We start from the raw sequence: 15,973 nt of genomic DNA, 5'->3' as shown, positions 1-15,973 counted from the left end.
CAGTGGGACAACCGGTGGTTCGCCCGGCCCTGTCCCGCGCCCGGAGACAAGATGATGACGACGACGACTGCCCCGGGCCTTCCCGACATGAAGCTGTCGGTGCGCCAGACCTTCGGGATCGATTCCGACCTCGAAGTGCCGGCCTATTCCCAGCCCGAAGCGCATGTGCCCGATCTCGATGTCGATTATCGCTTCGATCGTGACACCACGATCGCGATCCTCGCCGGCTTCGCGCATAACCGCCGCGTCATGATCTCCGGCTATCACGGCACCGGCAAGTCGACCCATATCGAGCAGGTCGCCGCCCGCCTGAACTGGCCCTGCGTCCGCGTCAACCTCGACAGCCACGTCTCGCGCCTCGACCTCGTCGGCAAGGACGCGATCGTGCTCAAGGAAGGCAAGCAGATCACCGAGTTCCAGGACGGCATCCTGCCCTGGGCCCTGCAGAACAACATCGCGCTGGTCTTCGACGAGTACGATGCCGGCCGCCCGGACGTGATGTTCGTGATCCAGCGCGTGCTCGAGCAGTCGGGCAAGCTGACGCTGCTCGACCAGAAGCGCGTCATCCGGCCTCACCCCGCCTTCCGCCTGTTCGCCACGGCGAACACGGTCGGCCTCGGCGACACGTCGGGCCTCTATCACGGCACGCAGCAGATCAACCAGGGCCAGATGGACCGCTGGTCGATCGTCACGACGCTGAACTACCTGCCGCATGACAACGAGGTCGCGATCGTGCTCGCCAAGTCGAAGCACTACCAGACCTCGCCGGAGGGCAAGGATACCGTCAACAAGATGGTCCGCGTCGCCGACCTGACCCGCAACGCCTTCATGAACGGCGACCTCTCGACCGTGATGAGCCCGCGCACGGTCATCACCTGGGCCGAGAACGCGGCGATCTTCGGCGATGTCGGCTTCGCCTTCCGCGTCACCTTCCTGAACAAGTGCGACGAGATGGAGCGGGCGCTGGTCGCGGAGTTCTTCCAGCGCTCCTTCGGCAAGGAATTGCCGGAGAGCGCCGTCAACGTCGTGCTGAGCTGAGGCGGGGCGAGCCATGGCACGCTTCGAGGGCGGCTGTCACTGCGGGCGGGTCGCCTACACGGTCGAGGCCAGCCTCGACCATACGATCACCTGCAACTGCTCCTATTGCCAGCGCCGCGGCTCGATCCTGACCTTCGCGCCGGCGACGTCCTTCACCCTCGACAAGGGCGAGGACGCGCTGACCGAGTACCGCTTCAACACGCAGAAGATCCAGCACCTGTTCTGCGCGACCTGCGGCATCGAATCCTTTGCGCGCGGCTCGATGCCGGACGGGACGCCGACGGTCGCGGTCAACGTGCGCTGCCTGAGCGGCGTCGAGCCGGCGGAGCTGGAGCCGACGCTGTTCGACGGGCGCTCGCGCTAGGGCCGGGAGCGCATCTTGCCGAGTGCCAGCCGCAAACTTGCCAAGCCCGAGACGGCATCCGCCGCGCGGGTGGCTGGTGGGCCGGCTTCGGTCGGAGTGGAGCGCGTCGTCGGCCCAGCGAGGCGGGCGATCATGAAGGGCCTGCGCGGCTATAACCGCGACAAGCTCGGCAAGGTCATCTTCAAGGAGGTCGCGGTCACGCTGCGCGAGGGCGACGACATCGTCGGCGGGGTGGTCGGGCAGGTCTGGTGCGGCTGGCTGTTCATCCAGCTCTTCTGGATCGACGAGGCGTTTCGCGGCGGGGATCGCGGCACGGAGCTGATCGGCAAGCTGGAGGACGAGGCGCGGGCGGTCGGTGCGACCCACGCCTATGTCGACACGTTCAGCTTCCAGGCGCCGGGCTTCTACGAGAAGCGCGGCTATCGTATTTTTGGCGAACTCGAGAATTTCCCTGTCGGGCATTCGCGTTTCTGGCTGACGAAGGCGCTATGAGCATCTCCAATCGCAAGCCTGGGCAACCCAAGGAAGCGCCGGCCGAGCCGCTGAAGCGCGCGATCTCGAGCGCGATGAAGGCGATCGCGCGCCGGCCCGAAATGGAAATCGTCTTCGCGGCGGACAAGCCCTCGCTCGTCGGCGAGCGTGCGCGCCTACCCGAGCCGCCGCGCAAGCTGACGCTGCAGGATGTCGCGATTCTGCGCGGCCATTCCGATTCGATGGCGCTGCGGCTCGCCTGCCACGACGCCACCATCCACCGCCGCGCCGCGCCCGAGGGCGACGCCGCCCGCGCGGTTTTCGACGCGGTCGAGCAGTCGCGCGTCGAATGCGTCGGCTCGCGCCGGATGAGCGGCATGGCCGGCAATATCAGCGCCATGCTGGAGGACCGCTACCATCGCGGCGGCCGCTACGAGGAGATCACCGACCGCGCCGACGCGCCGCTGGAAGACGCCCTGGCGCTGATGGTGCGCGAGCGCCTGACCGGCCTGAAGCCACCGCAGGCCGCGACCAAGCTGGTCGACCTCTGGCGCGAGGTGATCGAGAGCAAGGCCGGGCCCGATCTCGATCGGCTCACTGGGGCGGTCGAGGACCAGCGCGCCTTCGCCCGCACCGTGCGCGACATGCTGGTCTCGCTCGACATGGCCGAGCAGAGCACCCAGGGCCAGGACGAGGAAGAAGACGAGGACAGCCAGGACCAGTCCTCCGACGACCAGCAGCAGGAAGACGGCGACGCCGAGCAGGACAGCGGCGGCGAGCGCTCCGAGGTCGAGGTCAGCGACGACGCGACCGAGGATTTGCAGGAGGGCGCCTCCGAGGCGGCCGACGCGCCGGCGGGCGACTGGGACGACGAGGACGAGAATTCCGAATCCGAGGAGGCCGGCGAGGCACCGCGTCCGCGCGAGAGCCGCCATAACGACCGGCCGCTGACCGACTACAAGGCCTATACGGTGAAGTTCGACGAGATCGTCACGGCCGAGGAGCTGTGCGATCCCGAGGAACTGACCCGCTTGCGCGCCTATCTCGACAAGCAGCTCGCGCATTTGCAGGGCGTGGTGGCCAGGCTCGCCAACCGCCTCCAGCGCCGGCTGATGGCGCAGCAGAACCGCTCCTGGCAGTTCGACCTGGAGGAGGGCGCGCTCGACCCCTCGCGCCTGCCGCGCATCATCATCGACCCGTTCCAACCGCTCTCGTTCCGGCAGGAATCGGACACGAATTTCCGCGACACGGTGGTGACGCTGCTGATCGACAATTCCGGCTCGATGCGCGGACGGCCGATCACGGTCGCGGCGACCTGCGCCGACATCCTGGCCCGGACGCTGGAGCGCTGCGGCGTCAAGGTCGAGCTGCTCGGCTTCACGACGCGGGCCTGGAAGGGCGGTCTCGCCCGCGAATCCTGGCTGCAATCGGGCAAGCCGGCCAATCCGGGCCGGCTCAATGATCTCCGCCACATCATCTACAAGGCGGCTGATGCGCCGTGGCGGCGGGCGCGGAAAAATCTCGGGCTGATGATGCGCGAGGGGCTGCTCAAGGAGAATATCGACGGCGAGGCGCTGGACTGGGCGCATAAGCGCCTGCTGGCGCGGCCGGAGCAGCGCAAGATCCTGATGGTGATCTCGGATGGCGCGCCGGTCGACGACTCAACCCTCTCGGTCAATGCCGGCAATTATCTCGAGCGGCACCTGCGCCATATCATCGCCGAGATCGAGACGCGCTCGCCGGTCGAGCTGATCGCCATCGGCATCGGCCATGACGTGACGCGCTACTATCGCCGCGCCGTCACCATCGTCGATGCCGAGGAGCTCGGCGGCGTGATGACCGAGAAGCTCGCCGAGCTGTTCGAGGAGGATGCCGGCGGCTCTGGCAAGGGCTCGGGATCGCGTAGGTCGCGCCGCCTGCAATGAGGCTGACCCGGCGCGGCCTGCTCGCCGGCCTCGGTGCGGCTGCTGCCGGCGCGCCGGCGCTGGCGCAGAGCGTCGAGCCGGGGCGCATTCCGATTGCGGTCTCGGCCCGGCCGATCGAGCATTTCGAGCCGCGCAGTCCGGGCAAGAGCCGCTTCGGACAGCTCGTGTTTCGCGGTGGCCTGGCGCTTTCCGGCAGCCATCCGCGCTTCGGCGGCCTGTCCGGGCTATGGCGCTCGCGCGATGGCGCCGACCTCGTCGCCGTCACCGATAACGGCTTCTGGCTGACCGCCAAGGTCGCGAGCCGCGATGGCCGCCTTGCCGGGCTGGAGCAGGCGGAGCTGGCGCCGATCCTCGGCGTCTCCGGCCGGCCGCTGCACCGCTCGCGCTACTACGACACCGAGAGCCTGAGCATCGGCGACGGCATCGCCTATATCGGTGTCGAGCGCACCCACGACATCCTGCGCTTCGACTGGGGCAAGGAGGGCGTCGAGGCGCGGGCGCGGATCCTGTCCGTGCCGCGCGAGGTCAAGCGCCTGCCGAACAACCGCGGGCTGGAGGCGCTCGGCATCGCGCCTGCGGGCCATCCGCTGGCCGGCGCGCTGATCGCCATCGCCGAGCGCTCCGGCAAGGAGGACGAGCCGACCGCCGGCTTCATCATCGGTGGGCGCCAGCCGGGCCTGTTCCAGGTCCGCCGCCATGACGGGTTCGACATCACCGACCTCGCCTTCCTGCCCGGCGGCGACCTCCTGCTGCTGGAGCGCTGGTACAAGCCGCTCAGCGGCGTCGGCATGCGGATCAGGCGGGTGCCGGGCGCGAGCGTGAAGCCAGGCGCGCTGCTCGACGGCCCCTATCTGATCGAGGCCGATCTCGGCCAGGAGATCGACAACATGGAGGGGCTCAGCGTCCATCAAGCCCAGGGCAGGACGATCCTGACCCTGGTCTCGGACGATAATTTCTCGTTTTTGCAGCGGACGCTGCTGCTGGAATTTGAGCTGGCCTGAGGTCTGAGGTCTGACCCTCGACGTCATGCTCGGCCTTGTGCCGAGTACCCACGTCTTGAACGTTCACCGCAGGCAAAGACGTGGATGGTCGCCACAAGGGCGACCATGACGGGAGAGGGGTTGGTCCAAACGAAAAAAGCGGCCTCGCGGCCGCTTCGTTCAATCGATCTGGAAACCCGCGCTCAGTTGGCGGCGAGCTTCTTCTCGATGTCGCGCTTCAGGGCGAGGGCGCCGACCGAGAGGTCGCCGGCCGGAGCCTTGACCAGGAAGGCGTCGAGGCCGCCGCGATGGTCGACCGTGCGCAGCGCATTGGCCGAGACGCGCAGGCGGACCGAGCGGCCGAGCGCGTCGGACTGCAGCGTGACATTGACGAGGTTCGGCCGGAAGACGGTCTTCGTCTTACGGTTCGAGTGGCTGACGAGGTGGCCGGTGAGGGTGGCCTTCCCGGTCAGTTCGCAACGGCGAGCCATGATATCATTCCCTTTATCCGGTTCGCTCAAACAAAAATGCCGACACGCGACGTGCCGGACACGAGCACCGGAAGTCAAATTGAAGTCGCGGGTCTATAGCCAAGGGGGACTGCCGCGTCAAGGACAAGCGTCACCGGTGCGTGACGAACCTGTCGCTGCGGCGTCACGGGCCGCCTCGATACGATGGCCTCTCGCCAATGGCAGCAAATGAGGCCACGATTCAGACCGATTCGCAGTGCATGCCGTGGCCGTGGCGCAGGGATGGAGATCGCCGCCCGATTTCGCCCCGGAAGCCGTCTGTTAACGAAATCTTGAGCATGATGCGCCCGAAGATCGGTGCTTAGTTCTCGCTATCGCGTTTTGAACCCGCAGCCTGGAGGAGCCGGATGAAGCCCGCCATCGTGCCGTCCCTGGCCGGACTTGGCCTCGCCGCGCTCGTTCTCGCCGCAGGTTTCGCCGCCCCTGCCTCCGCCGCCTCGCTCGACGCGAAATACGAGATCTCGCTGCTCGGCATGACGCTCGGCACCGCCAACCTCGTGGGCGGCATCGATTCGGGCAGCTACAAGATCGACATGGTCGCCAAGCTGACCGGCCTCGTCGGCGGCTTCACCGGCGGGCGCGGCTCGGGCGCCGCCACCGGCAACCTCAACGGCAGCCGGCTCTCGCCCTCGACCTTCGCGGTGACCTCGGCAAGCTCCAGCGAGAGCCGCACCGTGCGCATGGCGCTTGACGGCAATGCCGTGCAGGCCGTCGATGTCGAGCCGCCGATCGACGCCAAGCCCGACCGCGTGCCGCTCAACGACAGCCACAAGCGCAACATCGTCGATCCGATCAGCGCCTTCCTGATGCCGGGCGACGGCAAGGGCGGCACCGGGGCTGCGGCCTGCAACCGGACGCTGCCGATCTTCGACGGCGCGGCGCGCTACGACATCAAGCTGAGCTATGCCGGCTCGAAGCAGGTCCAGCTCGAAGGCTATAGCGGCCCGGTCGCGGTCTGCCAGGCGCGCTACGTGCCGATCGCCGGGCATCGGGAACTGCGCCCAAGCACCAAGTTCATGCGCGAGAACAAGGACATCAGCGCCTGGCTCGCGCCGGTCGCGGGCACCAACATGATGGTGCCGGTGCGCATCTCGGTGAAGACGATGATCGGCACGGCGGTGATCGAGGCGTCGAGCTTCAAGGTCGATCCCGGCACGACGGCGAGCGCCAAGCGGTAGGGGCCGCACTGGGCGTCATCCCGCACGCGCTGCGGCGCGAAGTGCCGGGCGCAGATGCGGGATCGCATGACGAGAAGGCGCTCTACCCTGAGCCGTTCCGGATAAGGCGACCTTTCCTGAGGACGGTCCCGTGTCTGCGCAGCGGCACTGCGCGCCGCGGCGCGCACGGGATGACGCTGCCCCCTCTCGTTTCGTCGCAGGACATGCTTAGATAGGACGCGGAGCGGCAGCCCTGCGCTGCCAGCGCCTTCGCGAACAAAGGCGGAATCATGCCGGTGTCCCGATTCCAGATATGGTGGTGTTCGCGGCCGATGCCGCGACATCTCGCCGTGAACGAATCCCGATTCTGCCGGAGTCAGCGATTCGGGCTTGCTTCGTTCAGGACTCGTTCCGCCGCTTAGTTCAAAACTCTCCTTGCGTCATGGCGGATGCCGTCAGGTGTCCGGCAGCGGCAGGAATGTCACGATCGGTCGCGACTTGATTTCATCCCGTTCCCTCCCGCCCTCGGTGCGTTCGCGCGGCGTCGTGGCGGTCCTAGGCCCCACCAATACCGGCAAGACGCATCTGGCGATCGAGCGCATGATCGCGCATCCGACGGGCATGATCGGCCTGCCGCTGCGCCTGCTGGCGCGCGAGGTCTATGGCCGCGTCGTCGAGAAGGTCGGGGCCGACGCGGTCGCGCTCGTCACCGGCGAGGAGAAGATCAAGCCGGAGCGGCCGCGCTTCTGGGTCTGCACGGTTGAGGCGATGCCGCGCGACCTGGAGGTCGACTTCGTCGCGATTGACGAGATCCAGCTCGCCTCCGATCTCGACCGCGGCCATGTCTTCACCGACCGCCTGCTCAACCGGCGCGGCCGGGCCGAGACCATGCTGATCGGCGCCGGCACGATGAAGCCGGTGATCGAGCAGCTCATTCCCGGCGTCAACGTGGTGACGCGCCCGCGCCTGTCGCAGCTCACCTTCGCCGGCGACCGCAAGATCACGCGGCTGCCGCGGCGCACCGCCATCGTCGCCTTCTCGGTCGAGGAGGTCTACGCCATCGCCGAGCTGATCCGCCGGCAGAAGGGCGGGGCGGCGGTGGTGCTTGGCGCGCTCAGCCCGCGCACGCGAAATGCGCAGGTCGAGATCTACCAGTCCGGCGACGTCGACTACCTCGTCGCCACCGACGCGATCGGCATGGGGCTCAACCTCGACGTCGACCACATCGCCTTCGCCGCCGACAGCAAGTATGACGGCCACCATTTCCGCAAGCTGCACCCGGCCGAGTTCGGCCAGATCGCCGGGCGCGCCGGCCGGCATGTCCGCGACGGCACCTTCGGCACGACCGGGCGCTGTGAGCCGTTCGATCAGGAGCTGGTCGAGCGCATCGAGGACCATCGCTTCGAGCCGATCCGCCAGCTGCAATGGCGCAATTCCGATCTCGACCAGCGCTCGGTCGAGGGGCTGCTCGATACGCTGAACCTGCTGCCCTCCGAGGCCGGGCTGACGCGGGCGCTGATCGCCGAGGACATGACGACGCTGGAGATTCTGGCGCGCGACCCGGAGATCAAGGCGCTGGCGCATGGCCGCCCGGCGGTCGAGCGGCTCTGGGAGGTCTGCGGCCTGCCGGATTATCGCAAGATCGCGCCGATGCAGCATGCCGAGCTCGCGACGACGCTTTACCTGAGCCTGATGCGCCGCGGCCGGCTCGATCCGGACTGGTACAGCACCCAGCTCAACGCGCTGGATCGCACCGATGGCGAGATCGATACGCTCTCGGCGCGCATCGCGCAGGTGCGGACCTGGACCTTCGTGGCGAACCGTCCCGACTGGTTACCTGATCCAGAGCATTGGCAGGGGGTGGCGCGTCTTGTAGAGGACAAGCTGTCGGACGCTTTGCACGAGAGGCTCGCCAGCCGTTTCGTTGATCGGCGCACGAGCGTGTTGATGCGTCGTTTGCGGGAGAATGCGATGTTGGAGGCTGAGGTCACCACGACGGGCGATGTGCTCGTCGAGGGACAGCATGTCGGGATGCTGCAGGGGTTTCGCTTCACGGCGGACCCGAAAGCCGGCGGGCCCGAGGCGAAGGCCTTGAACATGGCTGCGCTGAAGGCGCTCGCCAGCGAGATCGAGGCGCGCGCCGCGCGCGTCGTGCTCGCCGGCGACGACGCCTTCGTGCTGTCGCATGACGGGTTGATCCGCTGGATCGGCGAGCCGGTGGCGCGCCTGACCGCGGGCGAGAAGGCGCTGGAGCCGCGCCTGCGCCTGCTGGTCGAGGAGCACCTGACCGGGCCGGCGCGCGAGCAGGTCGAGGCCCGCCTGACGCTCTGGCTGAAGAATCACATCACCCGCCTGCTCGGGCCGCTGCAACTGCTCGAGAATGCCGAGAGCCTGACCGGCATCGCGCGGGGCATCGCCTATCAGGCGGCCGAGGCGCTCGGCGTGCTCGAACGCGCCAAGGTCGGCGAGGAGATGAAGGCGCTCGACCAGGAGGGGCGTGCCGCCTTGCGCCAGCTCGGCGTCCGCTTCGGCGCCTTCCACCTCTACGTTCCCGCCCTGCTGAAGCCGGCGCCGCGCGCGCTCGCGGCCCAGCTCTGGACGCTGAAGCATGGCGGGCCCGATCAGGCCGGGCTCGACGACATCGCCCATCTCGCCGCCTCCGGCCGCACCTCCTTCGGCGTCGACAAGGCGGTTCCCAAGGGGCTCTACCGCGCCGCCGGCTACCGCGTCTGCGGTGAGCGCGCCGTGCGCGTCGACATCCTGGAGCGGCTCGCGGACCTGATCCGCCCGGCCATCGCCTATCGTCCCGGCGTCACCCAGGGCCAGCCGCCGGCCGGCACGGCCGATCAGGACGGCTTCGTCGTCACCGGCGCGATGACCTCGCTCGTCGGCTGCGCCGGCGAGGATTTCGCCTCGATCCTGCGTTCGCTCGGCTATGTCTCGGTCAAGCGTGCGGGCCCGGCGATCACCGTGGCGCTGGCACCGCCTCCGGCCGCGACCGAGCCGGTGAAGGTTGTCGAGGCTGCTGCGCCGGCTTCCGATGGCGAGGCTCCGGCGAGTGCCGAGGCTGCTGCCGACGAGGCGCAAGCGCCTGAAGCCGCCGCTGCTGCGGAAGCCGCTGAAGCCGCCGGCGAGAGCGTCGCTGCCGAGGCCGAGGTGCCGGCTACCGCGGAGGATGCCGCGCCAGTGCTTGCCGATGCGGCTGCGCCGGAGACGGCCGACGTGCCGATCCTGACCGAAGCCGAACTGGTTCAGATTCCGCAGCCGGTGCCGGCCGACATGATGTCGGCCTTGCCGCCGGCCGAGGGCGAAGCCGCTGCCGAGGTGGCTGTGGAGGCGCTGCCACCCGTCGCGGACGAGGCTCCTGCCGCTACGGCGGAGGCCGTCGCCGACGAGGCCCAGCCGGTGGCCGAGGCCGAGGCTGTCACCGCTGCGGAGGAGGCTGCTGCCCCGGCCGAGCCGGAGCAGATCGAGATCTGGCGGCCGCATCGCCACCAGGGCGGCGGGCGCAGGCCCGACCAGGCCAATCGTGGCCGGCGCGACGGCCCGCCTGGCGAGCGTCAGCCGGGCTTCAACCGCGGTGAGCGCGGCGACCGTCCGAACCGTGGCCCGCGTCCCGACGAGCGCCGGCGCGATCGGCCCGCAGCCGTGCCAGGAGAGGTGCAGCCCGCCGTTGCCGCCCAGGAGCGGCCAGCGCAGCAGGAGCGGCCACCTCGGCAGGACCAGCCGCGGCAGGATCGGCCGCAGCAAGACCGGCCGCAGCGCAATGGCCGCCCCGACCAGCAGAACCGCGGGCCGCGCCCGGACTTCAAGCGCGACCGCGACGGCCAGCGGGGACCGCGCCGCGAGGAGCGCGGCGAGCGCTTCCAGCAGCCGGCCAAGCCGCGCCCGGCCGAGCGCGAGCCCGATCCGGATTCACCTTTCGCCAAGCTCGCGGCGTTGAAAGCGCAGCTCGAAGGCAAGCGTTGATCTGAGAGGCGGCTTTTGCGGGACGATCGTCAGCGCCTCGACAAATGGCTCTGGTTCGCGCGCTTCGCGAAGACGCGCTCCGCTGCTGTGCGTCTGGTCGATGACGGCCATGTCCGTGTCGCCGGGCGGCGGGTCGAGAATGCCGCCCATGGCCTGAAGCTCGGCGACGTGCTGACGCTCGCCCTGCCGCATGCGACGGTGGTGGTGCGGCTCGTGGCGCTGGGCGAGCGGCGCGGCCCCTATGAGGAGGCGCGGCTGCTCTACGAGCGCCTCGACGAGGGCGCGCGCGGCGATGCGCCGCTTGCGGATGACGAGCCGACCGGATAGAGCGCGGAACTCGCTGGAAGCGCTGTGGCAAGCAGGGTTTCGGCGCGTAAAAGGATTTTCTTATTCTAAATAAGGGAAGAGATTTTTCTTCCTGTGGCGGCCCTGGTATCGGCCTTGAAACACCCGGCTTCGCGGTCCTCATGACCGATGGAGCCGACCTGGAAGGACTGGCGACATGACCTATGTGGTCACCGAAAACTGCATCAAGTGCAAGTACATGGACTGTGTCGAGGTCTGTCCGGTCGACTGCTTCTACGAAGGCGAGAACATGCTCGTCATCCATCCCGACGAGTGCATCGATTGCGGCGTCTGCGAGCCGGAATGCCCGGCCGAGGCGATCAAGCCCGACACCGAGCCGGGCCTCGAGAGCTGGTTGCAGCTCAATGCCAAGTTCGCGTCGAGCTGGCCCAACATCACCCAGAAGAAAGAGGCTCCGGCCGACGCGAAGGCGTTCGACGGCGTCGCCGGCAAGCTCGACATGCTGTCGCCGGAACCGGGCGAGGGCGACTGAGCCTTCCGTCGCCGCGACGGCCTGATGTTACCCGGCGTCAGAGAGGTCGAAATGCAGCCTCCGACCCGGCAAATCTGCCGCATCGGCATGCGGTTAGCGCGTTAACCAAACCGGCCCTGCGGCAAGCAGCCCTGGTGTAATGCCGCGTTTACCTTTGATTCGGCGTGTTTTTTGTGTTAGAAGAACAACACAGTCGAATTTCATTCCGCTTGCCCCTGCGAGGTTTTTCATAACGGGGCGCCCCCTTCGATACGGATCATGAGCGACCGGCCGAACGCCGGTGCGAGGTGTTTTCTGTGTCGGGTGGTTAGCAAGAAGCTGTCGGCTGAGGGAGCGTGAGGCGCCGGGATCGAGACCGAAGGGTCAGGTCCGTATCGCATCAGGCAGAGTGTCTTCGGTCATCCGGCCGGGGGCTGACAATTGCGGGCTCGCGCCAAGCGGGCCAATCAGGAGTCGTAACGGCATGTCCACTGTGAAGAAAGCTGTTGTGCGCCTTGGGTTCAAGACGGGCGAGTTCGTCGTCTACCCGTCCCATGGCGTTGGCCAGATCACGGCCATCGAAGAGCAGGAAGTCGCTGGCTTCAAACTCGAGCTCTTCGTCGTCAGCTTCGCCAAGGACAAGATGACCCTGCGCGTGCCGACCGCCAAGGCCGCCAGCGTCGGCCTGCGCAAGCTCGCCGATGCCGAGCAGGTCACCAAGGCCCTGACCACGCTGACCGGCCGCGCCCGGATCAAGCGCACGATGTGGTCGCGCCGCGCCCAGGAATACGAGGCGAAGATCAACTCGGGCGATCTCGTCGCCATCGCCGAGGTGGTCCGCGATCTCTATCGGTCCGAGGCGCAGCCGGAGCAGTCCTATTCCGAGCGCCAGCTCTACGAGGCGGCTGTCGACCGCATGACCCGCGAGATCGCGGTCGTCGACGACGTCACCGAGACGGAAGCCCTGAAGAAGATCGAAGGCCAGCTCGCCAAGTCGCCGCGCCGCGCCGCCAAGGGCTCGGAAGCCGAGGCCGAGGCGGATGCCGATCTCGAAAGCGACAACGACGATATGCAGGAAGAGGCGGCCTGAGGCCTCCTCCACATTGCGAAGTCGAGAACCCGGCGGGCGACCGCCGGGTTTTTTGTTGACCGCTCAGACCGCGCCTGTCTCCGCGGCGAGGCAGGCGAGCGAGCGTTCCCAGGCCTGCTTGGCCGCGGCGGCGTTGTAGCGCTCGGCGCTGGTGTCGTTCAGGAAGGCGTGGTCGACATCCGGGTAGATGATGATCTCGTGGCGGATGCCGGCGGCCTTCAGCGCCTTCTCGTAATCCGGCACCTGCTGAACGAGGCGCGTGTCGCGCGCGGCGTGCTGGATCAGCAGCCGCGCCTTGATCTGCGGCACCAGGGCAAGATCGGGCGAGCGGCCGTAGAAGACGACGCCGGCCGCCAGCTCGGGCGCTGAGACCGCGAGGTCGTTGACCGCGCCGCCGCCCCAGCAGAAGCCGATCGCGCCGGTCTTGCCGGTCGCGTCGGGCCGGGCCGCGAGGAAGGCCAGCGCGGCGCGACCCTGCGCCACGACCTGCTCCGCCGGGAGTTGCGGGAAGAGCGCGCGGGCGGCGTCGGGATCGGCCGGGGTGCCGCCGAGCGGCGTCAGGAAGTCGAGCCCGAGCGCGGTGAAGCCGGCGAGCGCCATCCGGCGCGTCAGATCTTCGATATGCGGGTTGAGCCCGCGATTCTCATGGATCACCAGCACGCCGCCGCGCCTGGCCGCAGTCTTGGGCACCACCAGATAGCCCTTCAGCCTGACTCCGCCGACGATCTCGTCGAGACGGCTCGCGCTCAGCCTGGCATCGTCCGCCGCGACTTGCTGGGCGTGGGCGTAGTTCGGTTCGAGCAGGGCGAGCGCGGCTTCCGCCGCCGTGGCCGTGCCGGCGATCGCGAGCAGGCGGTTCATGAAGACGCGGCGGTCGAGCGGCCTATGGGTGTATTCGTCGTAGAGTTCGACGATGCGGCGATCGAGGGCCATGGCAATCTCCCTGCGAGGGCCGGCGAGCGCCGGCGCCGGCAGTAAAGCGCAGCCATCAGCCAAAGGGGAGTCAGGAAGCCGTGAGAGCTCGTTTGATAATTCTATTGGCGCGGCCGGCTGACGCCAGCGAATTCTCAAGCGGCCTCTGAGGCCCGCTACTCCGTGACGATCTTGTAGCGCTGGCCCGGCGTCAGCTTGCTGCCCCGCTCGAGGCCGTTGAGCAGCAGGAAGAGCTCCACCGGGCGGTCCTGCACGGCCATGCGCCCGGCGAGCGAGGCGAGGTTGTCGCCGTCGGCGGCGACGAGGCGCAGCTGCAGCGGCCGCGTCGCCTGCGCCTCAGCCGCGGTCAGGGTGCGGAAGCTGTCGAGCACGGCGCGCATCGGCCGCTCGGGATCGGCCGCGCCGCGCGCCGCGAGGATGAAGCGGTAGACCCGCGAGCCGGCCTGGATCGCGGCGAGGCGGAAGGTCCAGTCGGTGCCCTTGCCGCTGGCGAGCACCGCCGGCTGGCCGCCGACCTCGAGCGTCTCGACCGGGCCGGTGGTGACGCCGTCGATCCAGCCGGAGGCGACATAGGATTCGAGCGTCTGGCCGGGCTTGAGCGTGACGGAATCGAAGCGCAGGGCCTGGGCGTTGTTGCTGCTGACGCCGATCACCATGTCGCGCGCCGATTCGAGGTCGAAGCCATCGGGCGCGGCAAACGAGATGCGCAGGGCGCTGTTGAGGTAGCGCTTGCCGCGCACGACGCCGTCGCTCGGGTCGTCGCCATAGGCGATGCCGTCGATGGCCGAGAGCCAGCGCGAGGCCTCGCGCTCGCCGATGCCGGGCGCGCCGATCTGGCGGGCGGCCGAGGTCACCGCCGCGACGCGTTCGGGCGTCGAGGGGTGGCTGGAGAGGATGTCGAGCTTCTTGTCGTTGCCGCTCTGGCCCTGGGCGGCGTTGCGGAAGCTGGTGTTGCGGCCGAGCGCCGCCAGGAAGCGGCCGGCGCCATAAGGGTCGTAGCCGGCGCGGGAGATGTTGCGCACGCTGATCTGGTCGGCCGCCAGCTCCTGCTGGCGCGAGAAGCGGGCGAGCGAGAGCTTGGAGCCGGCCTGCACGGCGGCGCCGGCGACCGGATCGTTCAGCACCTGCGAGACGACCTGGCTGACCACGGCCGATTCAGCCTCGGCCTCGGCCCGCTCGACGGCGTGGTGGGCGGTGACATGGGCGATCTCATGCGCCATCACCGAGGCGATCTCGGAGGTGTCGTTGGCGAGCGCCAACAGTCCGCGCGTGACGTAGAGCCGACCGGTCGGCAGGGCGAAGGCGTTGACGATCGGCGAGTTCAGGATGGTGATCTCGTAGGTGCCGATCTGGCCCTCGCCGGCCTTGGCCAGGCGCGCGACGATGTCGTCGAGCACTGCGCGGACCTGGGGCGCGCGGTACTCGCCGCCGAAGGCCGAGAGCAGCCGCTGGTGCTCGCTGTCGGAGGCGCGCTGGATCGCGCTGCCGATGCGTGGGGCAAGCTCGCCGTCGGACGGGCGCTGCGGCGGCAGCAGCGCGCTCTGCTCGCCGAGGCAGCCGGCGAGCAGCACGGCCGGCAGCAGCGCCGCGGCCAGCCGCTTCGCCGGGATCGGAAAACCCTGTCGCCAGATTGCCGCCATGCCCTAGTCGATCAGCTCCAGTGCCGTGCGCGAGGGGAGTTCGAGCGCGAGCCCATCGGGTCCGCCCAGCACGCCGCGCGCCCGGACGCGTTTACCGGTCAAGGCGGCTGCGGTCCAGCCGGCATCCTGCATCTCGCGCCAGAGCCTCCGCGATACGACAATCGAGGCGCCGGCTCCGCGCCGGCGCGCAAAGTTGAGATAGGAGCGCTGCGGCCGCTCGCCAACCGACGCGACCCGCCCCTCCAGCACCACGATCCGGCCCGCCTGCAGTTTCAAAGCGGCGACATCATGGCCATCGACGACCCCGGCCGATTTCTCCTGTCGGGCCGATTTCTCCTGGCGTGACGGTCTGGCGAGCGCAGCCTCCGCCGCCTTCAGCGCCGCGTCGCAGGGGGCGTTGGCGGCGTCGGGCAGGCGCCAGGCCGCCTTGGCGTTGAGCAGCACGGCGGCAAGGTCGAGCGGCTCGTCCTCGGGGCCGAGCTCGACGAGGAGCCTGGCCGGCAGCCGGCCCCAGCGGTCGGGCCCCGCCAGCGCGACGAGCCTGAGATCCTGGTCGCGCCATTGCAGCAGCTCGGTGGCGAAGCGGTCGATCTCGCTCTCGGTCTGGCGCGGCGCGAGGCCGAAGAGGCGAAGGCGCCTGCCATCGGCAAGGACGGGGTCGCCATGGTCGTCGATGCCGGCGAGCTGAACGGTGGGCGTTTCGAGCGCGAGCCCCGGGCACGATCCGTCCGCCCGCGCGCCGCTGCAGACGGCGACCAGGCTGGCAAGACCCGCAACAAGAGGCTTCACCCGCATGCGCTTTATGCTACACGGTTTTGCGTGCGTCCCGGTAGCTCAGCAGGATAGAGCAGTTTTTGGCCCCTACCAGCCTACCAGAGGCTGCGTTTATCCCGACGTAGTCGGGACTTTCGTGCTTTCCCAATGACGGTAGCCTTACCGGTATCAGCCGATCGCAGCTCGGAGCGCACATTGGCATTGCCAATTGCCGACTGGGCCTCTATGTCGGGCTTCGGAAGGCGAAAAGTCCGCGTAGCTCAGCAGGATAGAGCAAAGGTTTCC

General features: G+C 68.6%; 14 protein-coding genes. 10 read left to right on the top strand and 4 right to left on the bottom strand.

The genetic code is table 11. From position 1 onward, the window contains the following. Positions 1-51 precede the first annotated feature (51 nt). The 5 genes from cobS to DWF00_RS28600 are packed head-to-tail and all read left to right on the top strand — an operon-like array spanning position 52 to position 4,799. Positions 52-1,038 carry a cobaltochelatase subunit CobS gene (gene cobS / locus DWF00_RS28620; RefSeq protein WP_114830890.1) on the top strand — a complete coding sequence of 329 codons (987 nt, stop codon included), beginning with the start codon at positions 52-54 and terminating at the stop codon, positions 1,036-1,038. A 13-nt stretch (positions 1,039-1,051) separates the two neighbouring features. Beyond that, positions 1,052-1,402: a GFA family protein gene (locus tag DWF00_RS28615; protein ID WP_114830891.1), complete on the top strand. Its 351-nt coding sequence runs from the start codon at positions 1,052-1,054 to the stop codon at positions 1,400-1,402. Between the two features lie 15 nt (positions 1,403-1,417). Continuing rightward, positions 1,418-1,894, top strand: coding sequence for a GNAT family N-acetyltransferase (locus DWF00_RS28610; protein WP_245974391.1), 477 nt, complete (start codon positions 1,418-1,420; stop codon positions 1,892-1,894). Further along, complete coding sequence (gene cobT / locus DWF00_RS28605) at positions 1,891-3,798, top strand: cobaltochelatase subunit CobT (RefSeq protein WP_114830893.1); 1,908 nt, start codon at positions 1,891-1,893, stop codon at positions 3,796-3,798. Before DWF00_RS28610 ends, cobT begins: the two co-directional genes overlap by 4 nt. Next, positions 3,795-4,799 carry an esterase-like activity of phytase family protein gene (locus DWF00_RS28600; protein WP_114830894.1) on the top strand — a complete coding sequence of 335 codons (1,005 nt, stop codon included), beginning with the start codon at positions 3,795-3,797 and terminating at the stop codon, positions 4,797-4,799. Before cobT ends, DWF00_RS28600 begins: the two co-directional genes overlap by 4 nt. 182 nt (positions 4,800-4,981) lie before the next feature. Here the strand turns inward: DWF00_RS28600 and rpmB are convergent, their stop codons facing one another. Beyond that, positions 4,982-5,269: a 50S ribosomal protein L28 gene (gene rpmB, locus DWF00_RS28595; protein ID WP_114830895.1), complete on the bottom strand. Its 288-nt coding sequence runs from the start codon at positions 5,267-5,269 to the stop codon at positions 4,982-4,984. A 386-nt stretch (positions 5,270-5,655) separates the two neighbouring features. Between rpmB and DWF00_RS28590 the strand changes: the two genes are divergently transcribed. The 5 genes from DWF00_RS28590 to DWF00_RS28570 all read left to right on the top strand — a co-directional run bounded on the left by DWF00_RS28590 (position 5,656) and on the right by DWF00_RS28570 (position 12,341). After that, positions 5,656-6,486, top strand: coding sequence for a DUF3108 domain-containing protein (locus DWF00_RS28590; protein ID WP_114830896.1), 831 nt, complete (start codon positions 5,656-5,658; stop codon positions 6,484-6,486). Positions 6,487-6,966: 480 nt separating this feature from the next. Further along, entirely contained in the window at positions 6,967-10,434 is a 3,468-nt protein-coding gene (locus DWF00_RS28585; protein WP_114830973.1) for a helicase-related protein, read from the top strand. Positions 10,435-10,449: 15 nt separating this feature from the next. Continuing rightward, positions 10,450-10,761 (top strand): RNA-binding S4 domain-containing protein, encoded by a 312-nt coding sequence (locus DWF00_RS28580; RefSeq protein WP_114830897.1) that lies wholly within the window; start codon positions 10,450-10,452, stop codon positions 10,759-10,761. 175 nt (positions 10,762-10,936) lie between these two features. Beyond that, positions 10,937-11,272: a ferredoxin FdxA gene (gene fdxA, locus DWF00_RS28575; RefSeq protein WP_114830898.1), complete on the top strand. Its 336-nt coding sequence runs from the start codon at positions 10,937-10,939 to the stop codon at positions 11,270-11,272. A gap of 463 nt (positions 11,273-11,735) precedes the next feature. Next, positions 11,736-12,341 carry a CarD family transcriptional regulator gene (locus DWF00_RS28570; RefSeq protein ID WP_114830899.1) on the top strand — a complete coding sequence of 202 codons (606 nt, stop codon included), beginning with the start codon at positions 11,736-11,738 and terminating at the stop codon, positions 12,339-12,341. 63 nt (positions 12,342-12,404) lie between these two features. Here the strand turns inward: DWF00_RS28570 and DWF00_RS28565 are convergent, their stop codons facing one another. The 3 genes from DWF00_RS28565 to DWF00_RS28555 form a co-directional block, all read right to left on the bottom strand. After that, positions 12,405-13,274: a dienelactone hydrolase family protein gene (locus DWF00_RS28565; protein ID WP_114830900.1), complete on the bottom strand. Its 870-nt coding sequence runs from the start codon at positions 13,272-13,274 to the stop codon at positions 12,405-12,407. A 155-nt stretch (positions 13,275-13,429) separates the two neighbouring features. Beyond that, positions 13,430-14,914 carry a M48 family metalloprotease gene (locus DWF00_RS28560; protein ID WP_114830901.1) on the bottom strand — a complete coding sequence of 495 codons (1,485 nt, stop codon included), beginning with the start codon at positions 14,912-14,914 and terminating at the stop codon, positions 13,430-13,432. Positions 14,915-14,917: 3 nt separating this feature from the next. Then, positions 14,918-15,709, bottom strand: coding sequence for a hypothetical protein (locus DWF00_RS28555; protein WP_114830902.1), 792 nt, complete (start codon positions 15,707-15,709; stop codon positions 14,918-14,920). Between the last annotated feature and the right edge of the window lie 264 nt (positions 15,710-15,973).

It is taken from the genome of Allobosea caraganae, assembly GCF_003351345.1.
In the GTDB taxonomy this organism is placed as follows: Bacteria; Pseudomonadota; Alphaproteobacteria; order Rhizobiales; family Beijerinckiaceae; genus Allobosea; species Allobosea caraganae.
Note: the sequence above shows the minus strand (reverse complement) of the source record. Positions and strands in the feature narration are given on the sequence as shown.